Origin of the sequence: Lysinibacillus sp. A1 (genome assembly GCF_000801965.1) — a bacterium.
Classification (GTDB): domain Bacteria; phylum Bacillota; class Bacilli; order Bacillales_A; family Planococcaceae; genus Lysinibacillus; species Lysinibacillus fusiformis.
Map to the genome: position 1 here is coordinate 141,838 of NZ_JSZM01000012.1, position 22,783 is coordinate 164,620.

The following is a 22,783-nucleotide window of genomic DNA, read 5'->3' on the forward strand; positions in this document are numbered from 1 at the left end:
AGAATAGGAGCGATTTAAGTGGAAATGAAAAAAAAGCGTGTTTATGGTATCGTAACAAGCCTAATGTTAGCTACAAGTTTGCTAGGAGCATGTTCTGATGATAAAGCAACTGGTGGAGTGAAAAGTGAAAATATCGATAATTTGAATGCGACCGATATGCCAATTACAAAGGAGAAAATTGAAGTAGATGGTTTTGCAGCAAAGTTTTTTGCATCTCAGGATTGGAATCAACTAATGTTATGGGAAGAATACGAGAAAATGTCTAATATTCATATGAATTGGACAACTGTTCAGACGGAGGTATTAGCGGACAAAAAGAACTTGCTTTTAGCTTCAGGGAATTATCCAGAAATATTTTTTGCATCGGCATTTTCAAAAACAGATTTAATCAAATACGGTCAACAGGGTGTATTCTTACCGTTGAATGAATACATCGATCAATATGCACCCAATTTTAAAAAGCTATTAGAAGAATATCCTTCTGTCGAGCAGGGTGTGACGATGGCAGATGGAAATATTTATGGCTTCCCAACAATTTATGATCCTAAATTTTCATCACTTCGCGTTGGAGCACCGTGGATTAACCAGGAATGGCTTGATCATCTAGGCTTGCCATCACCAGAATCAACAGATGATTTGTATAAAGTACTAAAAGCATTTAAAGAAAATGATCCGAATGGTAATGGTTTACAAGATGAGCAAGGCTGGGGAACGGGTTATGGTGTGAATCAAATTATTAATTACTTAAGAGGATCATTTGGCTTGAACAAACAAGGAACGATGAATCTGAATTTAGATTTTAAAGAAGGTACGGAGGAATTCCGATTCGTGCCAACGACCGACGAATATAAACAATTACTTGAATATTTAAATAAGCTTTATAAAGAAGGTTTAATTAATAAGGATGTATTTACGACAGAGCCTCAAAAATTTGCAGCAGAAGCAGCTAAAGGAACGTTTGGCATGCTTAGTGAAGTAGATCCTAAAGAGTTATTTAAACTAGATGGTTATACGGGTGCACAAGTGGTAAAAGGACCAAATGGGGATCGACAATACACTGCGATGTCTAATGGTCTTGGGAATCTAGGGATGTTTGTAGTAACAGATAAAGCAAAAAATCCTGAAGCTATGGTTCGTTGGATTGACCATTTATATGGTGATGAGGGAGCTAAAATGTTCTTTATGGGCTTTGAAGGTGTCACTTACGAAGAAAATGAGGATGGAACAATCCAATATATCGACAATATTACGAATAATCCAGATGGCAAAAATTTAGACCAAGCAATAAGTGATTATTTAACATGGCCTGGTGGTTATTATCCTGGGATTGTAACGCAAAAGTATTTCCAAGGGGCAGAGGCTAAGGAAAACTCTCTTAACAATGCCAAGCAAGTCATGCCTTATGCTTTGAAGGATGAAGATATTATTCCAGGCTTGAATTTCACAGTGGAAGAAAATGATCGAGTGTCCGCTGTTTTAACAGACATTCAAACCTATGTAAATGAAATGACAGCAAGCTTTATTACAGGAAAAGAAAGCTTCGATAAATGGAATGACTATAAGAATACAATTGAAAAAATGGGCTTGCAAGACTATATGGAAGTAGCACAAGGGGCATATGACCGTTCTAAATAAGGAGGTTCAATTTCTTCAAACTTAACAAGTAGAAGGTCACATAAGCTGAAAGATTACCATTCAACTTGGCTTATGTGACGCACGCTTGTTGAACCTTCTATGGATGGGTGTAGCGAGTGTAAATGAAAAAATGTATAGATAGTAATATGTGAATCGTAGGGAGGTAATGGTCATGGAATTGGAAGGGTGGAAAGGTAAACTATACTGGTTTGTAGAATGGATCACATTATTAGCAGTATTACAGTTACTATGGACAGGTTTAACTTTACTTGGACTTTTGCTATTTGGAGTAGCCCCAGCGACTGTTGCCATGTTTACTACTTTACGGAAAAGATTACAAGGAGAAGATGGCTTAAAACGATTAGTCAAAATCTATTGGAATACATATAAAGTTGAATTTATTCCATCAAATAAAATAGGTATGATCTTACTGAGTGTTGGCTACTTTTTAACGATTAATTTTCAAATAGTTTCATCGTTACATGGCTTACTAGGCTTACTATTACTCACAGTGTTTATTTCTATTAGTATACTGTTCGGTATGATTGTCGTGAATATATTTCAGCTATACGCTCATTATGATTTACCAACATTGCGCTACTTTGCTGCTTCCATCATATTTAGTATTGCGTATCCATTACAAATGATTAGCAATATTGTTGGGCTGATAATTCTTTATAAACTATATAGCTGGTTTCCAGGCTTAATACCGTTTTTCGGTGTTAGTTTAGTTGCCTTATTTTTAACGTGGATGTCATCCCATATATTTAAGAATGATAGAGACGTAGAGGAACATACTAATCTACCATATTACTCTGCTGGGAGAGGGATCACCTCATGAATAAAAAATGGATTATTAATGCGAATATCGTAATGGAAAATAAAATTATTACTAACGGATTTCTAGAAATGTCGAAAGGGAAAATTACAGTAATTGATCAAATGGCAAATTGCCCTTCATTCGCTTTAAGAGAGAATGTAGTAGACTGTCAGCAAAAAGGCTATATCATCCCTGGAATGATCGATATCCATATACATGGTGCTGTAGGTCATGATTTTATGGATGCGAACTATATTTATTATTCGAAAATAGCCCAATACTTAGCAAGTGAGGGCGTAACTGCTTTCTTGGCTACAACGATGACAGGTCCTATGTCTGAGATCGAAGCTGCTGTTGAGGCACTTGCCTATTATTATAAAAACCAACCAACAGCAGTACCTGAGATGTTAGGAATTCATTTAGAAGGTCCATTTATTAGTCAAGCTAAAAAAGGGGCTCAATCCGAAGCGTTTATTTTAAAACCTAATGTTCACCAATTTAATGATTTGTATGATAAGTCTCATCATTCAATTCGTGTTGTTACATTTGCACCAGAGGAAGATAGCGGTTTTGAATTACTACACGAATTAACTAGTAAAGGGGTTATTGCATCTATTGGTCACTCTGACGCTGACTATGATACAGCACAACATGCAATAAAAGCTGGTATTACCCATGTAACACACCTATTTAATGGCATGAGTGGACTACATCACCGTGATCCAGGTGTTGTGGGAGCAGTACTTCTAGCCGAAGATGTGTATGTGGAAATAATTCCAGATAATGTCCATTTTCATAAAGATCTACTACCCATGGTTTACAAGATGATGGGCTTAAATCGTTTGCTCGTCATAACAGATGGTATGCGTGCTAAGGGGATGCCAGATGGTTTGTATCAATTAGGTGGTAATGAGGTAGAAGTCATGAATAAACAATGTATTCAACGTAAAACAGGATCCTTAGCAGGAAGTGTGCTAAATATGAATACCGCAAGGAAAAACCTAGAAGAGTGGCTTACACTTTCACTGGCTGAGCAAATACGTGTTGTTACTTTAAATCAAGCATTGCATTTAGGCATAGACAATCGAAAAGGGTCTATTGCACTAGGGAAAGACGCAGATATCGTTTGGCTGAACGAAGAAGGAGAAGTAGAAAAAACTTTTTGCCTAGGGAATCTTGCCTTTGAAAAGGATTGATATATCAATAGGCATCCTATTATATAGATGGTATATTGATTACAAAACCTAGAGAAGGAAGGAAAAAAGATGCATTTATTAGATCAATCTAGTGTAATCCCATTATATCATCAATTGAAACAAATTTTATTTGGAAAAATTCAATCAGGTGAATGGAAACCAGGAGATAAAATTGACTCGGAAAATCAATTGATGGAGATGTTCCATGTTAGTCGAAATACAGTAAAAAAAGCAATTGAGGAATTAGTAAAGGAAGATAAATTATATCGTATTCAAGGAAAAGGAACTTTTGTTTCCAAGCCAAGACTTGAACAATCTCTTGGAGGGTTTTATAGCTTTAGTCGCATGATTCAAGAAAAAGGATTTAATCAAAAAGATGAAGTACTAGAAATACAAAAGGTGTATCCATCAACTAAGGTTAGATCGAATTTAGCATTAGAGGAAAATGAACAAGTTGTAGAAATGAAGCGTTTACGATTTGCCGATAATGAGCCTATTATTTTGGAATCATCTTTTTTACCTTTACACCTTATTAAGGATACTGAAATTTTACGAGAAGTAACGTCTTCATCTTTATACAGCTTATTAGCCGAACGTTTTAACATTATTGTTGTAAGGGCGAGAGAAGCCTTTGAACCAGTCCTTATTAATAAAGACGAAGCACCTTTATTGAAAACAGATGCTGGAAAACCAGCTTTATTGCTAGAACGGACTGCGTTTGATACTTCAGGAAAACCAGTGGAATTCTGTATTTCAATTGTAAGAGGAGATCGTTGCCGTTTTTATACGGAATTAAATTAAAATCTAATCGTTTGCTTCATTTATTTTTGTTTTAGATTATACCAACAACCCATTGAGGGAGGAATTCTATTATGCCATTAGTGACAACTAAAGATATGTTAGAAGACGCTTATAAAAATAATTATGCAATCGGTGCTTTTGGAGCACATAATTTAGAAGTAATTAAAGCTGTAATTGCTGGGGCAGAAAAAGTGGGAGCACCTGTAATTTTGCAAACAACTTCAAGCACGTATAAATATGTAGAGATGCCTTATCTAATTGCACTGGCAAAAACAGCAGCAGAACAGGCAAAAGTACCGGTGGCATTACATTTGGATCATGGCGAATCTTATCATACTGTTATGGAATGTTTACGAGCAGGCTACACCTCAGTAATGATTGATGGATCTTCCTTACCTTATGAGGAAAATATTTTATTAGTAAAAAAAGTAGTTGAAGCTGCAAGTGCGGTAAATGTGCCTGTTGAAGCAGAGCTTGGGACAATTGGTGGTGTCGAGGATAGTGTATGCGTAAAGGAAGAGAATGCATTCTTTACTGACCCAAAGCAAGCGGAGCATTTTGTGAAAGTTACAGGAATTCATTCATTTGCCCCTGCTTTTGGTACAGCACACGGTAAGTATCAGCAAAAGCCAAAATTGCTATTTGAGCTTTTACAAGAAATCCATAGCTCTACTAATATTCCATTAGTCATGCATGGAGCCTCTGGGGTGCCAGAAGAGGATGTACGTGAATCTTTGAAGTATGGAATTGCAAAAGTGAATTTTTCTACCGAGCTTAAAGACTTATTTGCTGAAGAATTAAGAGCTTATTTTAATGATCATCCAACAGAAAATGATCCAAGAAAGTATTTCCTTCCTGCACGTGAATCTTTAATTAAATTAGTAGAGCAAAAGATTGTGATGTTACAAAAATGATTACTACATTAACCTTAAACGCAGCCATTGACCAAGTATATGAGCTGGACTCTTTAATGATTGGTCAAACAAATCGTGTATTGCAGAAATCACAACAAGGTGGTGGGAAAGGGGTTAACGTAGCTCGTGTAATTGCATCACTTGGTGGTGAAGTGAATATTGGCGGTTTCGTTGGTGGATTAAATGGCAGTAAAATAGTCGAGCTTTTACAGGAAGAAAATCTCCAAACAGAGTTCATACAAATAGAGGAAGAAAATCGTATTTGTTTAACGATTATTAATCAGCAAACGAAGGAAATGAGCGAGCTGTTAGAGGTGGGACCAACCATTCATGATCAAGAATGGAAAAATATGTTAAAGTGGATTGAATCTAAAGCAGAATATGCTACGTATTTTGTATTGTCAGGAAGCCTTCCTCAAGGTATTCAAAAAACGGCATATGCAACGATTATCCATTTATTAAAGGAAAAAGGTATTAGAGTCGCACTTGATACAAGTGGCGATGCTTTGAAAAAAGGTATTACAGCAATACCTTTCATTATTAAGCCAAATGAGGATGAAATTACTCAATTAATCGGTAGACCTGCTTTAACTCATGAAGACTTAGTTCAGGCGGGTATAAAATTTCAAAAATTAGGCATTGAGCATGTATGCCTTTCATTGGGGGAGCAAGGCGCTCTATTTGTTCATCCGTCAGGGGTTTACAAAGTGAATGCACCACGGATAAATGTGGTCAATACAGTAGGAAGTGGTGATGCCTTTTTAGGAGGACTTATTTATAAGCTCTCACATGGTGCAGACCATACAGAGGCATATAAATGGGCTGTTGCATGTGGCTCAGCGAATGCAGCACATAAAGAGATTGCCAAAGTCCAAAGAGATACAGTGGAAAAACTCTTAGAGGAGATACAAATAACTAAAATAAAAGAGAAGTAGGGATTTGTTTATGTACACTTACAATGAAATTATGGCACAGGGACAAAAGTTAAAAAGAACAAAAGACATTGTTCAATTAATGACTTTCAATGAAGAAGCTGTTGATGTAGTGATTTTCACAGGATGTGGAACATCATATTATTTAGCGATTGCAGCAGCGCGTTATTATCAAACTGTTACTGGAGCGTTTGCCATTGCTGTACCCGCATCTGAGTTATTTTTACACACAGACACATTTATTTTAACGCATAAAAAGTATCTGATTATTGGGATTTCACGGTCGGGTACAACTTCGGAAATTATTATGTCCTTAGAGCATTTGAATGATGCGAAAAATATACGTACTATGGCAGTAACATGTAATGGTGACACACCTATGGCTAGATTAACAAATGAATTGATTGCTTTAAATGATATATCAGAAAAAAGTGTGGTCATGACACAATCATTTTCTAATATGCTATACGCCTTACAATTATATGCTGCGAAAATTAGTGGACGCGTGGATATACTGGAACAGTTAGAGAAAATCCCCGCTCTTGTTCAATCAGCATTAGGCAATGGACAACAATTAACGCAGGTGACGGAAGATGCTTCAAAAAAACGCTTTATCTTTTTAGGGTCCGGTGCTTATAATGGGCTGGCTAAAGAAGCAACATTAAAGCTAAAAGAAATGACCCAAACGGAATGTGAAAGTTACTCAAATCTGGAATTCCGACATGGACCAATTTCTATTGTTGATAAAGAAACGGTTGTTATTATATTTACACAAAATGAAACGAAGGAATATGATCAGGCATTAGTGAAGGATATTCAAAAGCTTGGAGGCTTCGTTGTTATTATTGGTATAGCTTCAGAGGAATTAGAAGCGGATTTAATTTTTAAGCTATCAGCAGAAGTAAATGATATAAATCGCCTTGTTGAAGCGGTCCCTTACTTTCAACTTTTAGCTTATCAACATGCAATATTTAAAGGGCGTAACCCCGATAAACCACGTAATTTAACACAAGTCGTTAAACTTTCATAATAAAAACCTATTCAAGAAGTAATAGATATTATTCCACTTATTACTTTCTGATAATTTTGAATTTAAGTAAATCCTGTGGGGAGAACTGGTGATGTAAAGATGAGTCATATTTTAGTAGCAGATGTTGGTGGAACAAAATTAGCCACGGCTTTATTCAACCAATATCAGCAGATTTTAATTAAAAGAGAGGTTCCAAGTGATATTTCCACAAGAGAAGCTTTATTCCATTGTTTAATTGATAGCTTTGAAATACTCTGTATGGAGAAGAAGCTCTCTTTTAATGAAGTTTCTAAGGTATGTATTGGTGTACCTGGGATTGTTGATGTTCAAAAAGGTCTAGCCGTCTACCAAAATAATATACCGTGGAGTAACTTTCCAATTTGTGAACGATTAACTGAATTTTTTCCTCATGCACAGATTATGATGGATAACGATGTGCATATGGCTACTTGGGGAGAGTATAATGCTAGAGGATTTCGGAAGGAAACGATGGTATATATAACATTAAGTACAGGGATATCCTGTTGTACCATTGTCAATGGTGAGTTTTTACGAGGAACAGGATTAGCTGGTGAAATAGGTTTTAATATTGTCGGTCAAGCTGGTGAAACTTTAGAAGAAAGTGTCGCAGGGCCAGCTATAGAAAAGCTTGGAAGAACATTACTGGGAAATTCAAATATCCGATTAAAAGATATGATGGAGCTCTATTACAAGGGTGACCCTATTATGGAGAAAGTATTGCAGCAAATCATTTATTGCATGGAAAAACAGTTACATCAAATGATTTTAATGCTTGATCCACACTGCATAGTATTAGGCGGAGGCTTTTTTAATCATCAGCCGAAAATCATTAAACTGATTAAAAACGTAATTCAGCAGCGCCTGTTGAATACTCCTTTTGAAGGGAAAGAGCAAATTATAGAGAGTAGTATTCATAAAGGTGAGACGGGACTGTATGGGGCAGCATTGAAGTAATCAAAAACAGTGGCATGATGAGGAAAATGGAAAATTACATCGATAATAATTGCATACAAAGACCCAACTTCTTAATATTGCTTATATTGAGAAATTGGGTTTTTTTCGTCAACTTCTTGATGGACGTAAGGTAGCGGAGGATGGTGAACTGTTAGGGAATTCCAAATGTGGTTGTTCCAATGAAAAAAGACTAATCGCCTTCTAAAATGGAACCGAAATAGCAAAGAAAATAATGTTGAACTGTAAAAGGGAAACAGACTTGTTATCTGAATCCCTTTCAATAAAGCTTTTACCCTACCGAATACGCTGTTCTGATTCTAAGTCAAAGAAATGAGCCCGTGACATATCAAATAGTAGGTTTGCTACCTGACCCTGAGTTATTCTAGTATCAGAGTTTACACGTGCGATATAAGGCTGTCCATTTAACTGTGCATGTAACATCAGCTCAGCCCCTGTTAATTCGGATACATCGATATCTGCTTCAATAGCTGAGAGGAACGGCTCTGAATGGACAGAAGAATTTTCATAAATATGTTCAGGACGAATGCCCAAGATCAGCTCTTTTTGTAAATAACCTTTTTCTAATAATAGTTTGGATTTTTCTGCAGGAATGGTTAGTGAAAAAGGTCCAATTTGAATCCCTTCTTTATGGAAAATCCCTTTAAAAAAGTTCATCGATGGTGAGCCTATAAAACCACCAACGAATTTATTTTCAGGTAAACCGTATACTTCTTCAGGAGTACCGACTTGTTGAACAATACCGTCTTTCATGACGACAAGACGTGTTGCCATTGTCATGGCTTCAGTTTGGTCATGTGTTACGTAGATTGTCGTTGTTTTTAATCGTCGATGGAGCTTAGTAATTTCTGCACGCATTTGCACGCGTAGTTTTGCATCTAAATTGGACAATGGTTCGTCCATTAAGAAAATATTTGCATCTCGGACGATTGCTCGACCAAGGGCAACGCGTTGTCTCTGACCACCTGATAAAGCTTTAGGCTTACGATCTAAATACTTTTCTAAATCAAGTATGGCTGCTGCATTGTGGACACGTTCTTGAATTTGTTGTTTTGAAAACTTACGGAGCTTTAAGCCAAATGCCATGTTGTCATAAACCGTCATATGTGGATAGAGAGCATAGTTTTGAAAAACCATCGCAATATCACGTTCCTTAGATGGCACATCATTCATTTTCTTGTTATCAATTAAAAAATCACCTTCCGAAATTTCCTCTAACCCAGCGATCATACGTAATGTTGTTGATTTTCCACAACCTGAAGGACCAACAAGTACAATAAACTCTTGATCCTGAACAGTTAAATTAAAATCAGATACAGCTGTTACACCGCCATCATATATTTTATAAATATGATTAAGTACAATTTTCTCCATGTTTAATCCCCTTTGTCCTTTTATTCAGTGTAAATAAAGTAATGAAGAAAACAAATGTCTAATGTGCATAATTTTCAGTTAATTATTTTTGTGCATGTTGTAAAAATGACCAAAGATAACTAGCGAAGTAAACAAGAATGACACCATCTAAATTTTTGATATGAATATTGGTGATTTCTTGAAACTTGGATAATCGATAGGTAAGCGTATTGCGATGCATATGTAATTTTTTTGATGTCAAAGAAATATTGAAACCACATTCACAAAAGGTTTTAACCGTTTCCAGTAATTCCTTGTCAGATTTTAAAGGTATAATAATTTGCTCCTCGATAAATGTAAGAATCGAAGTGGGCAATTGTTCTGTTAGTAAAATAGGAAATATCGTTTGAAATGAATAATAAGGTTCAGCAAATCTTAAATGTAAGCATTCCTTGAACCATTGTGCTTCCCTTTGGAATTTTACGGAAAAATCTTGATTGATTGCATAAAATTCTCCCAAATATAAATGAATGCGAACATAAAAATCGGCTTCAATCGTACGGATAAGGGCAATAAAATCTTCCTTTTCACATATTGAATGCTTTTCAGGCTCAATAAGTAAAAATTGATTTTTAGCAACTTGAAGGAACACCGTATCCTCCTGAAAAAAATTATAAAGCGCTTCTTTTAAAGCTTCTAAAGGAGGGTTTTCGTTAATAAACGTTATTTGAATAACCCGTGCTTTGTTAAACGTTAACTTGGATGGTATGTCACCATTTGAATAAATAAATTCATACCATAAATCTGATGCCTGAACTAGCGGAGAGGTAACTTCAGTATAAAAAACCGTCAACCATTCGTAGTCCCGCTGTGAAACCTCATGCTTGGAAATAGAAAACCATTCCTTAGTTTCGTGATGATAAAAAATATGAGAATTATAGGATAGTTGAGTTGGTTTTGAACGAAAATAACGATAGGAAGGAAACAATGCTTTGAGATGTAAGTTCATGAAAGACTCCTTTTCTTTCGATATTATAGTAAAAGATGTAACTGAAAGGTTGTGCGGGAAAAAGCTACATAAAAGATGATGATCAAAAACATGCTTTAAAATTTTCTATCATTACTAGTAATAATAAATGTTGAGGTTAAAAAAGTTAAGAAATATAAGTAAATTCACAGATATGAAGATAATAATTCGAGGAGGCCCATATGAGTGAAAAGAAAGTTTTTCATTCGTGTCACATGGTGAAAAACGAGCAAAAATAGTTAACATTATTGATGAATCCCAATAATGTTTGAACGATGTAAAAATTATCTAACATTTCAATGTTGTAGACAAACTCTAATAATTTTTAGTTGTGTTTTCCAATAGGAGTCGTTGCCGCCTTCGTTCCAATCAACTTACCATAATTCGCTATTTATTGTTGAGGGCTATTAGTTATTGGATTTAGGACCAGTTTGTTGAGTTATACAGTGACGGAGTATCTTGAGCGAAAAACGCATGGTGCAAAATTAAAAACTAGCCTCAAGATGATCACTTCTAAAAGGAGGCTTCCAGTTTGAAGGTTAATGAAAAAGATCCATTTACTAATCGCTAGTAAATGAATCTTTTTCAATTATGGTGTCTTTACATCTTTTGTCCACTCAGCTACTTTATCTTGATTATTGTTAATCCATTTTTTTGCAGCGTCCGTGGCACTCATACCTTCCATAATATCAAACATCACACTTTCAATATCTTCGGCAGTCCAATGGAAACGATTTAGGACATCATATGCCTCGGAAGCATCTTCCTTTAATCCTTTACGGGCAAATGTACCAATATACTCTTCCGTACCATATAAACCTTTTGGGTCTTCTAAATATTTTAAATCGTAGGCATTAAAGATCCAATGGGGTGACCAACCTGTAATGATGATTTCTTCATGATTTGAAATGGCTTGACTAAGGGCTGCGGTCATGGCACCGGCAGAAGAGGTTAGTACATTCCAGCCTTCTAGATTGTGATATTCCTTATAGGCATTTTCTGTTGTGGCCATCATATTAGCTCCTGGTTCAATACCTGTAATTGTTTTATTGGCTTGATTTGTTAAGTCCTCAATGGAATTAACATCCATATAACTTGGAACGACTAAGCCAATTTTAGCACCAGTAAGGTTTTCGCCTAAATTCTCAATTTTATCTTTGTATTTCTCTACTTGCGGAGCGTGTGTTTGGGGTAACCAGGCAGATACCATACCGTCAACCTCACCGTTCGCAAGTGCCTCCCACATAATGCCATTGTCTAATGGTGTGAGCGTCACATCATATCCTAAATTCTCTAAAACTTGTCCTATAACATGGGTAGAAGCAACCTCTGTATCCCATTCCACATACGCCAAGTTAATTTCTTTTTTATCTTTTGTACCCGCATCAGCAGAACCACATGCAGCTAATAGTAGTAGGCATGATAAAGCAAATCCTATCTTCCATACTTTTAAATATCTCATCAAATTCCCCTTTCAATAATTACTTACATCCTAGTGAAAATTAATAAATATTAACAAGTAACAACTTAATTTTATATAGAAGTTGTTACTTTTGTCAAATTGATGATTCATGTAACGTATGCAATAAAATGGAGGATTCATTACGGAAAAGGTTCTGAATAGGGTTCTAAAATGCCCATAGATTTTTAACACGATTACATATGATAGGTGAAAATGGAGACTGGGTTTTGAGGAGGCTTAGTGTGCACTGGATTACTATTATTCTAATAGGAATTGCTGCAAATCTAGATAATTTGGGGATTGGCCTAGCCTATGGTGTCAAGCAAGTTAAAATTCCTATTTTATCGAATGCAGTGATTGCTGGTATGTCAATGATTGTCACATATGTCGCAGTAACAGCTGGCAGCACTGTTGTTGAATATATTTCACCGCATACTGCCAATTTATTAGGAAGTTTACTATTATGTGTTATTGGTATATGGACCTTGATGTCCAATAACTTTTCTAATCAAAGCATAGCAGGTAACCCTGAGCTTTTTGATGAAGATAAAAATTTAGTCATCTCAACTCGAGAGGCAATGGCACTCGGATTTGTATTGTCAGCTAATTGCTTAGCAGGTGGTATTGCCATTGGTGCTAATGGCATTTCTGCAATATGGACAGTAATTTCCATTGGTGTCTTCTCATTTGTTACGGTGGGGGTAGGCAGTCAATGTGGCGCATTGCTCTCCAAAACGTTTATTGGGAGGCATTCAACAGCCATATCAGGATGGCTATTATTGTTGATCGGTATTTTAGAGATTTTTGCTAAATAAATTAAGAGCTAGAATATCACCAAATTTTGGTGATATTCTTTTTATTAGGAGGAAAATTTGACATATTGAGGACGAATTTGGATTAACGGTTGACATTGACTGGGAGTAACGATTATTCTTGGGAGTAGAATCGTAATTGAGAATTATTTTCGTTTACATGAAAGTGCTTTCGTGGAAGTGAATCTATCAATTAGGATGTTTTATTATGACTAAGGGAGGCGTGCAACACATGAAGAAAATGCTCATGTTGATCATGCTTGTTAGTATTTTTGTCGTTAACTTCGGGTTAACACAAGCATCTGCTCAACTAGCTGATGGCACTCATTCGATAAAATATCAGGTCAATAAACCTGAAAGTAATTCCGCATCAATTGCTAATGATTATTTTGTAAAACCTGCGAAAGTTACGGTGAAAAATGGCACTGCAGTCGTACAAATTACATTAAAAAACAGTGCATGGATTACGAAATTTCAACCACCAGGTGGAGCAACTGTAGTAAGTGAAGATCAAGCAGCGGATACACGAACTGTACAATTCACCGTTAAAGATCTAACAAAACCTATAGTAACAGCGATGAAAATTGATATTGATGATATCAATTATCATCATGAATACAGTGTATCACTTGTATTTGATGCTACATCAATCGCAAGCTCAGCAACGGCTTCTACTCAAAAAACAGAATCCAGTAAATCACAACCAACTTCTTCAGCAACTACAACTGAAAGTCAAGTGCCCAATCCACAAACAGATGATGCAACACCTTACCTATTAATCGTTGCATTAGTGGGGTCAGCATTTTTACTTTATAGAAAAAAACTACAAACAAAAACGGAGGGTCAATAAAATGGCTAAAAAACGTCAATCACGCGCAACTAAAATCGTACTAGCTTCATTGTTAGCAGCATCTCTTACAGTTCCTTCCTTTGCATCTGCTGCAGAATTAGTAACAACAAATACAGAAGTGAAAGCAGAAACAACGAAAGCTGCTAAAACAGATTCAGTTATTAATTTCCAAATTTTTAAAACAGGTACGACAGAAGCACAGCCTGCAATTAGTTCTCATTTAGTACCACAAGGAACAATCGTTGAAAAAGACGGTAAGTTTGAAGCTCAATTAACAATTACAGCTAAATCTGCACCAATGATTGCAGGTCTGCAAACAAAACAAGGCGATACATTTGTAGATGCTAAAGAAGTAAAAAATAGCGATGGTACAATTACATACAGTTTCCCTGTTGTTGTTGATGAAGTTAAATCAGCAAAAATTCATGTAGTCGTTCCGTCCGCAAATATGGATAAATGGTATGACTTTGATTTAAAAGCAGTGAAAGAAGTAAAAGAAGAAGTGAAAGTGAATGAAGTAGCTGTCACTGTTTACAAAGATGGTACAACAGAAGAGTCGATGATGAAACAGTATATCGCACCAAAAGTAGGGATTACTGTAAAAGACGGTAAAAATGTTGTGACAATGACATTCCCTCAAGGTCAATATGTAAAAGGTTTCACTGTAGAGGGTAAGGAAGCAACTTTAGTGAAACAAGATGATACAACAAATTCACGAACATATTCATTTGAAGTTACAGATTTGAAGAAACTGGTAAATGCTCAATTACACATCGTTGTAAATGAACCAGCACAAGGTGTGAAGTATGATTCGAATCATACAGTACAATTTAGCTTTGCTGTGGAAGGTGCAGTGAAGCCAGTTATTAATCCATTTAAGGACATCAGTAAAGATGCGAATAAAGATGCCATCCTATCACTTTACAGCTTAGGCATTGTGAAGGCACAAGACAATTTTAGACCAAATGACAACATTACACGTTCTCAATTTGCTTTAATGGTAGCACGTTCATTGAACGTAACTTCTACAAAAGATGCTGGATTTAAAGATACAGGTAAGCTTAGTGCAGAAGCTGTTCAAGCTATTAATGCATTAGCTGAAGCTGGGATTGTTAAAAAAGCTACAAACTTCAATCCAAATGATACACTTACTCGTCAACAAGCAGCTGTAATGATTTATCGCACTGTAACACATGTAGCAGGAAAAGAAATGAGCTTTGGTGATACAAGTCTTTCTTACTATGCTGATGGAGCAAAAGTGAAAGATGAAGAAGCAAAAAAAGCCTTTGCCCTTCTATATGCAGGTAAAGTAATGACTGGTTCTCCAACTGCTGATGGTAAAACAGTTATTGATGCAAATAGCCCATTAAAACGTTCACATATGGCGAAAATTTTAAATGGCTCTTTGCAATACATGAATAAATAATAAGAATTTTTACAGCAACTTCCTTTCTCATATTTTATGGGGGAGGAAGTTCCTATGTGTTTAAAATGGAAGGAGATTATGCAATGACAATCATAAAAAGGCACATTTGTATTTTGGCTGTTTTGGCAGTTTTATTGCTTGCTTTTCCTCCATCCATTTTTATGCAAGCAAAAGCTGAAAACCTTGGCATAATAGATGGTAGTTATCAAGTTGAACTAAGTTTTTCTCCTATTGAGGGCTTTGAAGAAAATCTTTTTAAACATAAAGCAACTCTCACCGTAAAGGATGGACAGTATCAATTAGCTTTGGCACTTGAACAGCCATATTCTGTACGTGATATACATATCGAACAGCTTGGTAATGAAATTTCTTGGACTCAAGATATAGAAAATTTAGTTCAGTTTGATGTTTCGGCATTACAGGACCCGATTGTTATAAAGGGCAATATAGAGCTTTCAGCTGAGGAATCTTATTTTGCATTCACTCAAGAGCTACGCATTGAGATGGCGGGACTTATACCAACCGTTCCTCAGGAAGAAAACAAGACGGATGATGCTGAAAACGTAGTTGTAGAAGAAACCAAGGGCCAAGAATGGACAGTGGATTATGTATTATTAGCGGATGGTAAAAATGAACCTTCTATGATGAATAACTATGTGAATCCAACCGCAAAGGTGATTGAAAAGGATGGTAGATACTATGCGCAAATGACCATTTTACAATCAGCTTGGGTGACAGGTCTACAAGTAGATTATAAGGGAAATCAGATTGAACCGAAGCAAGTTTCACTTTTAGATAATGTACGCATAGTGGAATTTGAGGTTGAGGACTTAACACAGCCGTTACGAATGTGGGTGAAAATCGATATTCCTGACATTTCATATCATCATCAATACTATGTTCAGCTAGCATTCAATCAAAAACAGGTCGCATTGCTTTTACAAAAACCTATCAACGAAAAACCTACTACGCAAGTTGTACCTGACAAGTCAGTGGAAACGGTTAAGGAGCAGATACAAAAGCCACAAGCACTAATAAGTAAAGAGAGTGTATCTAGCAAAGCTACACAGACATTACCAGCTATTCAATCACCATTGCTTATACCAAGGGAAGAAAAATTAACATTTGATCGTACACTTGATGAACCAACTGATGAAACTTTAGACGAAACATTAGAGGATAACCAAACGATGGAGGAAACTACGGACAATAAAGTAGTGAAAAATACGACTGCAGAACAGCCAATTGAACCGTTAAACATCGTAAAAATTATTGGGCTAATCGTTATATGTCTCGTATCAGGCTGGCTACTTATAAAGCGTATTAGAAAAACCAAAAATGAGACGACTGAGCAGAAATAAGTGGGGGATGACACAATGAAAAAAGATTGGAAACTGAAGTTACTGTTGTTGACATTACTATCACTAATTCTCGCTGCATGTAGTAGCAGTGATCAAGCAGAAAAGAAAGAGCCAGTTACTGATAAAGAACAGGTAACAGAAGATAGTGAGCAACGTATCATTGCGGGGACGGTAGTTATAGCAGATATCCTAGATAAGCTGGAGCTTGATGCAATTGCTGTACCAGAAACAGAAAAGCAATTAGCAAAGCGTTTTGACGGTCTGCCAACAATCGGTAATGCAATGGAGCCGGATATGGAAATTGTTAAGTCATTAAATCCGACAGAAGTATTATCCGTTTCAACTTTAGAATACGATTTACAGGATAAATTTAAACAACTTAATATCCCTGTCGATTTTCTTAATTTCCAAAGCGTTGATGCCATGCTGAAGGAAATAACATCGCTAGGAGAACGCTATGATCGTCAATCCCAAGCTGATGCATTAGTAAAAGATCTACAGAAGAATATCGAGGCAGTCCAAAGTGTAGCTGCGAATAAAGAAGGTCCTCGCGTATTAGTTTTACTAGGTATACCAGGGAGTTATTTAGTAGCAACAGAAAATTCGTATGCTGGGGATCTTGTGAAACGAGCAGGAGGTATCAATGTAATGGAAGGACAGGATGCAGAATATCTATCTTCTAATACGGAATATCTCCATAATAGCAATCCCGATATTATTTTGCGCTTATCACATGGCATGCCCGATGAAGTTGTGAAAATGTTTGATGAAGAATTTAAAACAAATGATATTTGGAAACATTTCGAAGCAGTGAAAAACGATAAAGTCTATGATTTAGAGGAAGAATTATTCGGGACGACATCATCCTTGCAGGTACCACAGGCTTTAGGGCAGCTGATGGAAATTTTCTATCGTAAATAGTAACTTGAATGTCGCTCGTATGATCAGTATTTTACTCGTCATAGAGCGTTTTTCTTATCCTATATGGAATAAAAAAAGAAAAAGGAAGTCCGATATGACAAAAAGAATCGTCAGTTTTTTACTTGTAATTTTTCTATTACTTGTGACAGTTATTTATTCAGCCACAACAGGTAGCATTAAAATGGGCTTTTTTGAGTTTATAGGGGCATTATTTGATGAAGGAAATAGTCAAATGGAGGCGATCCGTGATTTACGCTTCCCACGTATCATCGTCGCATTATTTGCAGGTGCCGCACTTTCAGTTTCTGGGGTACTTTTACAATCGGTGATGCGTAATCCATTGGCAGATGCAGGGATTATCGGAATATCTTCGGGTGCAGCTTTTGTTCAATTATTTATTGTTGCCTTTTTCCCCACATTATTTTTTATGACACCCGTTTTAGCATTTATGGGCGGAGCCTTAGCCTGTATGCTTGTCTTTGCACTATCTTGGAAATCTGGCTTAAGCCCTCTCAAATTGATTTTAGTAGGGATAGCGATTAACGCTATGTTTACGGGCTTAACCGAGGCTATGATTAGCTTAGGTGGCTCCTTAAATATGTCCGCATCTAGTGTGATTGGTTCTAATCTAACAATGCGAACATGGAAAGATGTTTCCACAATTGTAACATATGGTTCAATCGGATTAACAGGTGCTCTTGCTTTATATAGTTGGTGTAATTTACTCGTATTACAAGACAAAACTGTTAAAAGTTTAGGGTTTCAAGTTGCGCGAGCACGGTTATTAATTGCTGCCGTGGCTGTTTTACTAGCAGCTGTTTCAGTTGTTGTTGCAGGTGTTATTTCATTTGTGGGACTATTAGTACCTCATATTGCTCGCAGATTGGTTGGTCATGATCATGCTGTGCTTATTCCGTTTACAGCACTGGCAGGAGCATTATTAATTTTAGTAGCAGATACAATTGGACGTACAATTGTTGCACCACTTGAAATTCCAGCGTCCACAATTATGGCAATTATCGGTGGACCCTTCCTCATATTCTTATTACGAAAAGAGTGACAAACATGGATATACAAGACATCATTGTATCGCATGATAATACACGTAACCATCTAAATGGCGTTTCAACATCCATTACAAAGGGCAAAATTACAACAATTATTGGCCCGAATGGCTGTGGGAAATCAACTTTATTAAGTGTTATCTCTCGTCTTCATTTACCTAAATCAGGGAATGTCCTGTTAGAAAATAAAGACCTACTAAACTATAAGCCTAAGGAATTCGCTAAAAAACTAGCGATAGTGTATCAGCAAAACGATATACCGAAAGATTTAACAATTGAAAAATTAGTCGGCTTTGGTCGTCTTCCCTATCAAACATTGCTGAAAAAAGACAATGAAGGAGATGCAAAAGCCATTGAATGGGCACTGGCTTGTACAAATTTACAACAAAAGAGTACAACAAATTTAGAGGCGTTATCAGGTGGGGAGCGCCAACGTGTCTGGATTGCTATGGCTTTGGCACAACAATCTGAAATACTATGCTTGGACGAGCCGACAACCTATTTGGATATTTATTATCAACTTGAATTATTAGAGCTTGTCAAAACATTAAACGAGCAGCACGGCTTAACGATTATCATGGTGCTTCATGATATTAATCAAGCTATTCGCTATAGTGACCATATTATTTTAATGAAGGATGGTCAACTATTCGCAGAAGGTGCTCCACGTGATGTGATCACGAAAGATGTTATTAAAGAGGTTTATGGAGTGGACGCGGTATTTAATGAAGATAAACAACTTGGCTATTATATGATGCCAATAGGGATATGATTGGTGATAGGATGAAAAAGAAGGCGTCAAAGTTAGTCACATTTCTATATTTAGCGATATTTTTATTTTCTGCATTTTCTCTGGCAAAGTATCTATATACGTACTATGAGACATCAAAATCACTGAAGGAAGTGCAGGATATATATCAAGCTACATTAAGCACTATTGAGGATCAGCCTGTAAATCTAGAGGAAGAAACTCAAGCTCCTTCAACGATAAGGCCTCAATTCCAAGATTTATTAGCAATGAACCGTCAAATTGTGGGATGGATTTCAGTGGATGGAACAAAGTTAAATAATCCAGTACTACAAGCTGACAATAATGAGTTTTATTTAAATCATAATTTTAGAAACGAGGAAAGTCGCGCAGGCAGTGTCTTTATGGATTATCGGAATAATATTCTTTCTATGAATCGAAATACAATTTTATATGGTCATGCTATGAAAAACAATACGATGTTTGGTAGTCTAAAAAATTATTTAAAGCAAGACTACGCGGATGACCATCCCATTATTTATTTAGATACCTTATATGAAGGGTATGATATCGAGGTATTTGCTGCATATGAGACAACTATTGATTACTACTATATTGAAACGGACTTTACAAGTGAAGGAGCTTATCAGCAATTTCTAGAGGACATTCAGAAGCGCTCATCCATACAAATGAATGTCGCTATAAGTCCCAATGATAAAATCCTGACATTGTCTACTTGTAAGGATTCAGTGATGAGTGACGATCATCGCTTTGTTGTGCAGGGTAAATTAGTAAAACGTGGAGAATAAGATATAGTAGGGAAGTACGAAAAGTTCGACACCCTTTTATGAGGAGAACCATTATTGTCAAGGTTCTCCATTTTTTTTAGCCACAATGACTACTCTCCATAAGCAGTTATCTCCGTTTAAATGCTACATTATTTCAGTTTCTTTTTATTTGATTTTCTCTCCCAGCTCTAAAATAATTCCCTCTGGACCACGAACGTAACATAATTTATAACTATCTTCATATTGCTGTATCTCACTAAAAATTTCTGTACCCCCTTTTTTCAATTTAGCTATAATACCTTCAATATCTTCAACATTAAAGCAAATATGTCGGATTCCTAGCGTATTGGCAAAAGGTTGCTGAATATCTTTGTCATCTGATGGCGAATAAAATTTCACTAGCTCTATCCATGTCTGACCATCAGGCATCCCCAAACCTACACATGCCGTTTTAGCATGATTAAGCCCAACTATTCGGCTTAATTGTTCTCCTTCCAACTCCCATTCTGCTTTTACTTCAAGTCCTAACTCAAGAAAAAATGCTTTAGCCTCTGAAAGATCATTTACGTTTATACTCACATGATCCATTCGATTGATTTTCATATGTTATACCTCCCAAGTGTTCTTCGCAGAATTATACAACAAACTACTATTTTAAGTATCTGTAAAAGTCTCTTTACCATCATACTTTTTATGCTACCTAGGCTATGGATAAACGTATATATATTCAGAGGAATAGGATATCTCAGTTTTCAACATGAACATTTAATAAAAAAATAATTTAATTACTTGACGTAATTAAATTATTAATATATAGTAGGTTACATAAAGTAATCAATTACTTTTTATAACTAAAGTAGTAAAAAAAGATAAGTAACTACAAATGTTTATCCTAAATAATGTTGGGTAACATAATTACTGTAGTTGCTTCATATTTTAAAATATATCTCGAAATCGAGATAAAATCAACTTATTGGAGGAAATTTAAAATGGCAAAATGGAATATTGATTTAGGGCACTCAGCAATTAACTTTCAAGTAAAACACATGATGGTATCAAAGGTGAAAGGGGTATTTGACAAATACACAGCGGACATTGAGGCGGCAGATCTTGCAGACTTAACTACTGCTAACATCAGCTTTACAATTGATCCAGCAAGCATTAATACACGTAGTGAAGATCGCGATAACCATTTAAAAGCAGCAGATTTCTTTGATGCTGAACAATATCCAACAATTACGTTTAAATCAACAAATATTACAAAAAAATCTAGCGATGAATATTCAGTAACAGGTGACTTAACAATTAAAGGTGTAACAAAATCAGTAACATTTGATACGGAGTTTAACGGCAAAGGCACAAATCCATGGGGGCAAGAAGTATATGGTTTTGAAGCTGAAACAACGATCAATCGTGAAGACTTTGGTTTAACTTGGAATGCTGCCTTAGAAACGGGTGGAGTTCTTGTAGGTAAAGATATTAAAGTATCAGTTGAGTTAGAAATTAACCCAGCGTAATAAAGAGATTTTTCCTTGCATGCTTGAAGTAATATTCGAGCATGCTTTTTCTATGTCCCTAAATAGGCATGTGCTTATCATATATTCTAGTAATGATATTTTGTAAAAAAATCCCATCAAATAAGTTTCTTGCATATTTTTAGCAAATACTGCATATAAATCATCATATTGTTTTTGGGGGCGATAGGATGAATGTATTAGTGACAGGTGGCTATGGTTTTATTGGCAGTGCAGTAGGTAGGCGTTTTTTTGAAGAAGGAGCATCGGTTTATATTATTGATAATTTAAGTACGGGTCACTTACGAAATGTTGACTTTGAGCATAAATCTTATCTTTTAAATGTGGAAGATGAGGTTTGTGAGCACCTTTTTAAAGAGACACATTTCGATGTGGTGATTCATTGTGCAGCGCAAACAAGTGTTCAACAATCCTTACAGGAGCCAGTAAAAGATATTTTGACGAATATTGTTGGGCTAAGTCAAATGCTCTTTTTATCATCTAAATATAAGGTAAAGCATTTTGTTTTTGCCTCCTCAGCTGCTGTGTATGGAAATAGTCACTATCCGCCACTAGAAGAAACAGATGTCTGTGAACCAATATCTATGTATGGATTAAACAAGAGCATTGGAGAAACCTATTGTGAGAAATGGCAAAAGGATTATCGGTTACCTATTCTTATTTACAGATTCGCTAATGTTTTCGGTCCAAGACAACAAATGCAAGGTGAAGCTGCTGTCATCCCAAGCATGTTAAAAAGCAGTATGGAGGGAAAACCCTTTACGATTTATGGTGATGGTGAACAGACACGTGACTTTATTTACGTCGATGATATTGCAGACGCCATCTATGCCGGTGTCCATGCACGATTGCAGGGTATCTATAATGTGTCCACAAATGAAGCATGGTCACTTCATCAAGTTATTTTGCTACTTCAGCATTTAAATCATCCACTTGAAATTCAATATGCCCCCGCGCGAGAAGGAGATATTGAACATTCATTTTTAAATAATGACAAATTAGCTAATGCAATTGGTTGGAGACCCAAAATTTCTTTTGCAGAGGGAATTGAACGTACGCTGAATGCTTTACAAGTTGATAAATTAGCGGAAATTTAACGATATAGAGAATTTGGC

The 22,783-nt window shown here is 36.1% G+C and carries 22 protein-coding genes; 18 read left to right on the forward strand and 4 right to left on the reverse strand.

Annotated elements, in window-relative coordinates:
- Window positions 1-24 precede the first annotated feature (24 nt).
- From PI85_RS10240 to PI85_RS10275, 8 genes are all read left to right on the forward strand, one after another.
- Complete coding sequence (locus PI85_RS10240; protein WP_036127643.1) at window positions 25-1,635, forward strand: extracellular solute-binding protein; 1,611 nt, start codon at window positions 25-27, stop codon at window positions 1,633-1,635.
- 172 nt (window positions 1,636-1,807) lie between these two features.
- A complete protein-coding gene (locus PI85_RS10245; RefSeq protein WP_235213783.1) occupies window positions 1,808-2,476 on the forward strand; it encodes a YesL family protein in 669 nt (222 codons plus the stop codon).
- On the forward strand, window positions 2,473-3,651 hold the full coding sequence (gene nagA / locus PI85_RS10250; RefSeq protein ID WP_036123442.1) for an N-acetylglucosamine-6-phosphate deacetylase: 1,179 nt from the start codon (window positions 2,473-2,475) through the stop codon (window positions 3,649-3,651). Before PI85_RS10245 ends, nagA begins: the two co-directional genes overlap by 4 nt.
- Before the next feature lie 69 nt (window positions 3,652-3,720).
- Window positions 3,721-4,452, forward strand: a complete 732-nt coding sequence (locus tag PI85_RS10255) for a GntR family transcriptional regulator (RefSeq protein ID WP_036123444.1) — start codon at window positions 3,721-3,723, stop codon at window positions 4,450-4,452.
- A gap of 71 nt (window positions 4,453-4,523) precedes the next feature.
- Window positions 4,524-5,366, forward strand: coding sequence for a class II fructose-bisphosphate aldolase (locus PI85_RS10260; protein ID WP_036123445.1), 843 nt, complete (start codon window positions 4,524-4,526; stop codon window positions 5,364-5,366).
- A complete protein-coding gene (gene pfkB, locus PI85_RS10265) occupies window positions 5,363-6,301 on the forward strand; it encodes a 1-phosphofructokinase (protein WP_036123447.1) in 939 nt (312 codons plus the stop codon). Before PI85_RS10260 ends, pfkB begins: the two co-directional genes overlap by 4 nt.
- Window positions 6,302-6,311: 10 nt before the next feature.
- Window positions 6,312-7,328, forward strand: coding sequence for an SIS domain-containing protein (locus PI85_RS10270; protein WP_235318477.1), 1,017 nt, complete (start codon window positions 6,312-6,314; stop codon window positions 7,326-7,328).
- A 99-nt stretch (window positions 7,329-7,427) separates the two neighbouring features.
- The gene (locus PI85_RS10275; protein WP_036123449.1) at window positions 7,428-8,303 is read left to right on the forward strand and encodes an ROK family protein; all 876 of its coding nucleotides are present in this window, start codon (window positions 7,428-7,430) and stop codon (window positions 8,301-8,303) included.
- A gap of 294 nt (window positions 8,304-8,597) precedes the next feature.
- Here PI85_RS10275 and PI85_RS10280 read toward each other — a convergent pair whose 3' ends face one another.
- The 3 genes from PI85_RS10280 to PI85_RS10290 all read right to left on the reverse strand — a co-directional run bounded on the left by PI85_RS10280 (window position 8,598) and on the right by PI85_RS10290 (window position 12,163).
- Window positions 8,598-9,695 (reverse strand): ABC transporter ATP-binding protein, encoded by a 1,098-nt coding sequence (locus tag PI85_RS10280; protein ID WP_036123450.1) that lies wholly within the window; start codon window positions 9,693-9,695, stop codon window positions 8,598-8,600.
- Between the two features lie 82 nt (window positions 9,696-9,777).
- A complete protein-coding gene (locus PI85_RS10285; RefSeq protein WP_036123453.1) occupies window positions 9,778-10,683 on the reverse strand; it encodes a CdaR family transcriptional regulator in 906 nt (301 codons plus the stop codon).
- A 607-nt stretch (window positions 10,684-11,290) separates the two neighbouring features.
- Entirely contained in the window at window positions 11,291-12,163 is an 873-nt protein-coding gene (locus PI85_RS10290; protein WP_036123455.1) for a glycine betaine ABC transporter substrate-binding protein, read from the reverse strand.
- Between the two features lie 242 nt (window positions 12,164-12,405).
- Here PI85_RS10290 and PI85_RS10295 point away from each other — a divergent pair, with 242 nt between their 5' ends.
- From PI85_RS10295 to srtB, 8 genes are all read left to right on the forward strand, one after another.
- On the forward strand, window positions 12,406-12,978 hold the full coding sequence (locus tag PI85_RS10295) for a manganese efflux pump (protein WP_036123457.1): 573 nt from the start codon (window positions 12,406-12,408) through the stop codon (window positions 12,976-12,978).
- 229 nt (window positions 12,979-13,207) lie between these two features.
- The gene (gene isdC / locus PI85_RS10300) at window positions 13,208-13,825 is read left to right on the forward strand and encodes a heme uptake protein IsdC (protein ID WP_036123458.1); all 618 of its coding nucleotides are present in this window, start codon (window positions 13,208-13,210) and stop codon (window positions 13,823-13,825) included.
- Between the two features lies 1 nt (window position 13,826).
- Entirely contained in the window at window positions 13,827-15,251 is a 1,425-nt protein-coding gene (locus PI85_RS10305; protein WP_036123460.1) for an NEAT domain-containing protein, read from the forward strand.
- An 83-nt stretch (window positions 15,252-15,334) separates the two neighbouring features.
- Window positions 15,335-16,612: an NEAT domain-containing protein gene (locus PI85_RS10310; protein WP_225316253.1), complete on the forward strand. Its 1,278-nt coding sequence runs from the start codon at window positions 15,335-15,337 to the stop codon at window positions 16,610-16,612.
- A gap of 15 nt (window positions 16,613-16,627) precedes the next feature.
- Complete coding sequence (gene isdE, locus PI85_RS10315) at window positions 16,628-17,533, forward strand: heme ABC transporter substrate-binding protein IsdE (protein ID WP_036123462.1); 906 nt, start codon at window positions 16,628-16,630, stop codon at window positions 17,531-17,533.
- 94 nt (window positions 17,534-17,627) lie between these two features.
- Window positions 17,628-18,593, forward strand: a complete 966-nt coding sequence (locus PI85_RS10320) for an iron ABC transporter permease (protein ID WP_036123464.1) — start codon at window positions 17,628-17,630, stop codon at window positions 18,591-18,593.
- A 5-nt stretch (window positions 18,594-18,598) separates the two neighbouring features.
- Window positions 18,599-19,369, forward strand: a complete 771-nt coding sequence (locus PI85_RS10325; RefSeq protein WP_036123466.1) for an ABC transporter ATP-binding protein — start codon at window positions 18,599-18,601, stop codon at window positions 19,367-19,369.
- A gap of 11 nt (window positions 19,370-19,380) precedes the next feature.
- Window positions 19,381-20,154: a class B sortase gene (srtB, locus tag PI85_RS10330; RefSeq protein WP_225316252.1), complete on the forward strand. Its 774-nt coding sequence runs from the start codon at window positions 19,381-19,383 to the stop codon at window positions 20,152-20,154.
- A 144-nt stretch (window positions 20,155-20,298) separates the two neighbouring features.
- On the opposite strand, the gene PI85_RS10335 is transcribed toward srtB, so the two are convergent.
- Window positions 20,299-20,736: a VOC family protein gene (locus tag PI85_RS10335; protein ID WP_036123470.1), complete on the reverse strand. Its 438-nt coding sequence runs from the start codon at window positions 20,734-20,736 to the stop codon at window positions 20,299-20,301.
- 386 nt (window positions 20,737-21,122) lie between these two features.
- On the opposite strand from PI85_RS10335, the gene PI85_RS10340 reads away from it, so the two are divergent.
- Together PI85_RS10340 and PI85_RS10345 are read left to right on the forward strand one after the other, a co-directional pair.
- Window positions 21,123-21,650 carry a YceI family protein gene (locus PI85_RS10340; protein ID WP_036123473.1) on the forward strand — a complete coding sequence of 176 codons (528 nt, stop codon included), beginning with the start codon at window positions 21,123-21,125 and terminating at the stop codon, window positions 21,648-21,650.
- Between the two features lie 188 nt (window positions 21,651-21,838).
- Complete coding sequence (locus tag PI85_RS10345; RefSeq protein ID WP_008174188.1) at window positions 21,839-22,765, forward strand: NAD-dependent epimerase/dehydratase family protein; 927 nt, start codon at window positions 21,839-21,841, stop codon at window positions 22,763-22,765.
- Window positions 22,766-22,783: the final 18 nt, after the last annotated feature.

Excerpts from the sequence above, each read along its gene's own strand:
- PI85_RS10240 (WP_036127643.1), top strand. The coding sequence starts at position 25 with ATGAAAAAAAAGCGTGTTTATGGTATCGTAACAAGCCTAATGTTAGCT.
- PI85_RS10245 (WP_235213783.1), top strand. The coding sequence starts at position 1,808 with ATGGAATTGGAAGGGTGGAAAGGTAAACTATACTGGTTTGTAGAATGG.
- nagA (WP_036123442.1), top strand. The coding sequence starts at position 2,473 with ATGAATAAAAAATGGATTATTAATGCGAATATCGTAATGGAAAATAAA.
- PI85_RS10255 (WP_036123444.1), top strand. The coding sequence starts at position 3,721 with ATGCATTTATTAGATCAATCTAGTGTAATCCCATTATATCATCAATTG.
- PI85_RS10260 (WP_036123445.1), top strand. The coding sequence starts at position 4,524 with ATGCCATTAGTGACAACTAAAGATATGTTAGAAGACGCTTATAAAAAT.
- pfkB (WP_036123447.1), top strand. The coding sequence starts at position 5,363 with ATGATTACTACATTAACCTTAAACGCAGCCATTGACCAAGTATATGAG.
- PI85_RS10270 (WP_235318477.1), top strand. The coding sequence starts at position 6,312 with ATGTACACTTACAATGAAATTATGGCACAGGGACAAAAGTTAAAAAGA.
- PI85_RS10275 (WP_036123449.1), top strand. The coding sequence starts at position 7,428 with ATGAGTCATATTTTAGTAGCAGATGTTGGTGGAACAAAATTAGCCACG.
- PI85_RS10280 (WP_036123450.1), bottom strand. The coding sequence starts at position 9,695 with ATGGAGAAAATTGTACTTAATCATATTTATAAAATATATGATGGCGGT.
- PI85_RS10285 (WP_036123453.1), bottom strand. The coding sequence starts at position 10,683 with ATGAACTTACATCTCAAAGCATTGTTTCCTTCCTATCGTTATTTTCGT.
- PI85_RS10290 (WP_036123455.1), bottom strand. The coding sequence starts at position 12,163 with ATGAGATATTTAAAAGTATGGAAGATAGGATTTGCTTTATCATGCCTA.
- isdC (WP_036123458.1), top strand. The coding sequence starts at position 13,208 with ATGAAGAAAATGCTCATGTTGATCATGCTTGTTAGTATTTTTGTCGTT.
- PI85_RS10305 (WP_036123460.1), top strand. The coding sequence starts at position 13,827 with ATGGCTAAAAAACGTCAATCACGCGCAACTAAAATCGTACTAGCTTCA.
- PI85_RS10310 (WP_225316253.1), top strand. The coding sequence starts at position 15,335 with ATGACAATCATAAAAAGGCACATTTGTATTTTGGCTGTTTTGGCAGTT.
- isdE (WP_036123462.1), top strand. The coding sequence starts at position 16,628 with ATGAAAAAAGATTGGAAACTGAAGTTACTGTTGTTGACATTACTATCA.
- PI85_RS10320 (WP_036123464.1), top strand. The coding sequence starts at position 17,628 with ATGACAAAAAGAATCGTCAGTTTTTTACTTGTAATTTTTCTATTACTT.
- PI85_RS10325 (WP_036123466.1), top strand. The coding sequence starts at position 18,599 with ATGGATATACAAGACATCATTGTATCGCATGATAATACACGTAACCAT.
- srtB (WP_225316252.1), top strand. The coding sequence starts at position 19,381 with ATGAAAAAGAAGGCGTCAAAGTTAGTCACATTTCTATATTTAGCGATA.
- PI85_RS10335 (WP_036123470.1), bottom strand. The coding sequence starts at position 20,736 with ATGAAAATCAATCGAATGGATCATGTGAGTATAAACGTAAATGATCTT.
- PI85_RS10340 (WP_036123473.1), top strand. The coding sequence starts at position 21,123 with ATGGCAAAATGGAATATTGATTTAGGGCACTCAGCAATTAACTTTCAA.
- PI85_RS10345 (WP_008174188.1), top strand. The coding sequence starts at position 21,839 with ATGAATGTATTAGTGACAGGTGGCTATGGTTTTATTGGCAGTGCAGTA.